This window comes from Phenylobacterium sp. (assembly GCF_035475775.1).
Lineage (GTDB): Bacteria > Pseudomonadota > Alphaproteobacteria > Caulobacterales > Caulobacteraceae > Phenylobacterium.
In genome coordinates this window covers 1-2,401 of the sequence record NZ_DATIMC010000128.1, presented here as the reverse complement: position 1 = coordinate 2,401, position 2,401 = coordinate 1, and the positions used below count along the sequence as shown (strand labels likewise).

Genomic DNA, 2,401 nt, shown 5'->3' with positions numbered 1-2,401 from the left:
TCCGGCCGCCTCGCAGTGCTGGGTGGCGGGCTATTCGTTCGGCGCCTGGATCGGCATGCAGCTCCTGATGCGGCGGCCGGAGACCGACGGCTTCATCGCCGTCTCGCCGCCGACCAACGCCTACGACTTCTCGTTCCTCGCGCCCTGCCCCGCCTCCGGCCTGATCCTGCACGGCGGAAACGACACCGTGGTGCCGGCGATCGAGGTGGAGCGCGTGGTCTCGAAGCTGCGCACCCAGAAGGGCATCACCATCGACTACGAGGTCGTCGAGGGCGCGAGCCACTTCTGGGTCGAGAACCTGCCCGACCTGGAGAGCCGCATCGGCGCCTACCTGGACAAGCGGCTCGCCGCCCAGCCGGCGTAGGGGCGCGGGGCCCCGCGCGCAGGTTGCTCGGGGCGGCTACGGGGCGCCGGCGGAGTCGAGCGCGATGAGGTGATCGCGCACCAGCTTCAGGATGGCGTTCGAGCGCGCCGGGTCCGCCACCACCCGAGACAGCGCGAGCGCTCCGACCATGGCGCTGACCGCCACGACGGCGCGCTCCTCGTCCCCGTCGAGCGTTTTCGCGACGGCGGCGATGAACGATTCCACGTGCCGGGTCATGATCGATCGGGCGTCGTCGTCGGCCCGTGCGACGTCCGAAACCAGCGCCGCCACCGCGCAGCCGCTGTCGCGCGCATCGCGGTGCGTGCGGCTGAGATAGCTGCGCACCATATCTGAGAGGCGCCCGGACGCGGCCGAGGCCTGCGCATTGGCCTCGCCCTCCTGCAACGCCCGCTGCAGGGCTTCGGCGAGCAGCGCCGAGCGGCTCTCGAAGTGCCCGTAGAAGCCGCCGTGCGTCAGGCCGACGCTCTTCATGAGCGCTCCCACGCCCACCGATTCGAGCCCGTCGCGGCGGACCTGCTGCGAGGCCTCGGCCAGGATGCGTTCGCGGTTCCGCGCCTTTTCCGTCTGCGAATGCCCCATCGTCGAATCTCCAGGCTTGACATCAGCATGATAAGCATCATTCTCCTGCATGACAATCATCATCCAGAATGATGAGCAGTGGACCCGCGCCCCGAGGAGCCGAGATGAGCGAGACCGTTGCAACGGAAGGCCGGGTCCGCAGCGAGCGCCACGGCCACATCCTGAAGATCGTCATCGACAACCCCGCCAAGAAGAACGCCTTCGTCCCGCAGATGATGGTCCAGCTCGCCGCCGCCATGACCGAGCTGGACCGCGATCCGGACCTGTGGGTGGGCGTGCTCTGCGCCGATGGAGAGCACTTCACCGCCGGCCTCGACATGCCGAAGTTCTTCGGTCCCGGCGCCGCGCCGAGCGAGATCCCCGAGGACCACGTCGATCCGTTCGGGATGCGCAACCGGTGCCGCAAGCCGGTGGTCACCGCGGTGCAGGGCATCTGCTTCACGGTCGGCATCGAGATGGCGCTGGCCGGCGACATCGTCGTGGCCGCCGACGACGCCCGCTTCTGCCAGATGGAGGCCAAGCGCGGCATCGCCCCGCTGGGCGGCGCGCACTTCCGCTACATCACGCGCGCCGGGTGGGGCAACGCCATGTACCACCTGATGCTGTGCGACGAGTTCGGGGCCGCCGAGGCCTACCGGATCGGCCTCGTCCAGGAGGTCACGCCCGCCGGGCGGCAGGTGGAGCGGGCCATGGAGCTCGCGCGGATCATCGCCGCCAATGCGCCGCTGGGCGTCCAGGTCACCAAGGAAGCCGGCCGCAAGTTCACCGAGGCCGGCGAGCGCGCCGCCGTCGAGGCCGTCCCGGCCATCCGCCAGCGCGTCATGGGCACCGCCGACGCGGCCGAGGGGATCCGCTCCTTCGTCGAGCGGCGCGCCGCCGTCTTCCAGGGCCGATAGGCGCCCGCAAGCGAAAGGAGGCCGGCCATGGCCGCTCTCGACTTCTACTTCGACTACCGCAGCCCCTACGCCTATCTCGCCCAGACCCAGGTGCGCCGCCTGGGCGTCGACATCGCCTGGCGGCCGTTCGAGATCCTTCAGCTGATGGATCAGGTCGGCAACGTGCCCACCAGCATCACCTGCAAGCCGAAGGGCAAGTACCTGGGCGTCGACCTGATGCGCTGGGTGGCGATGTACAAGGTGCCGTTCCAGCGTCATCCCCAGGCTGCGGTCATCGACGCCCGGCGGCTGCTGCGCGCGACGCTGGCCGCGGCGGAGCTGGGCCGGTCGGACGCCGCGGTCGGGGCGATCTTCGGGGCGTACTGGGGAACCGGCGCGCCGCTCGCGACCGCCCAGGACCTCGTCGCGCTGCTCGAAGGCGCGGGCGTGAGCGGGCCGGATCTCGCGGCGCGGATCGACGATCCGGCGCTGGATGCGGCGCTCGACGAGGCCACGGACGAAGCGGCGGCCCGCGGGGTGTTCGGCGCGCCCACCATGTACG

Annotated in this window: 4 protein-coding genes; 3 read left to right on the top strand and 1 reads right to left on the bottom strand. The window is 70.7% G+C overall.

Annotated features, from left to right (window positions below; all coding sequences use genetic code 11):
* Positions 1-364, top strand: a 364-nt coding sequence (locus VLI41_RS15195) for an alpha/beta hydrolase (RefSeq protein ID WP_414692573.1), incomplete at its 5' end; no start/stop codon positions are given.
* Positions 365-400: 36 nt separating this feature from the next.
* Here the strand turns inward: VLI41_RS15195 and VLI41_RS15190 are convergent.
* Positions 401-1,015 (bottom strand): TetR/AcrR family transcriptional regulator, encoded by a 615-nt coding sequence (locus VLI41_RS15190; RefSeq protein ID WP_325268928.1) that lies wholly within the window; start codon positions 1,013-1,015, stop codon positions 401-403.
* Positions 1,016-1,068: 53 nt separating this feature from the next.
* On the opposite strand from VLI41_RS15190, the gene VLI41_RS15185 reads away from it, so the two are divergent.
* Both VLI41_RS15185 and VLI41_RS15180 read left to right on the top strand, forming a co-directional pair.
* Positions 1,069-1,860 (top strand): crotonase/enoyl-CoA hydratase family protein, encoded by a 792-nt coding sequence (locus VLI41_RS15185; protein ID WP_325268927.1) that lies wholly within the window; start codon positions 1,069-1,071, stop codon positions 1,858-1,860.
* A gap of 27 nt (positions 1,861-1,887) precedes the next feature.
* On the top strand, positions 1,888-2,401 hold a 514-nt coding region (locus tag VLI41_RS15180), incomplete at its 3' end, for a 2-hydroxychromene-2-carboxylate isomerase (RefSeq protein ID WP_325268926.1).

Excerpts from the sequence above, each read along its gene's own strand:
- VLI41_RS15190 (WP_325268928.1), bottom strand. The coding sequence starts at position 1,015 with ATGCAGGAGAATGATGCTTATCATGCTGATGTCAAGCCTGGAGATTCG.
- VLI41_RS15185 (WP_325268927.1), top strand. The coding sequence starts at position 1,069 with ATGAGCGAGACCGTTGCAACGGAAGGCCGGGTCCGCAGCGAGCGCCAC.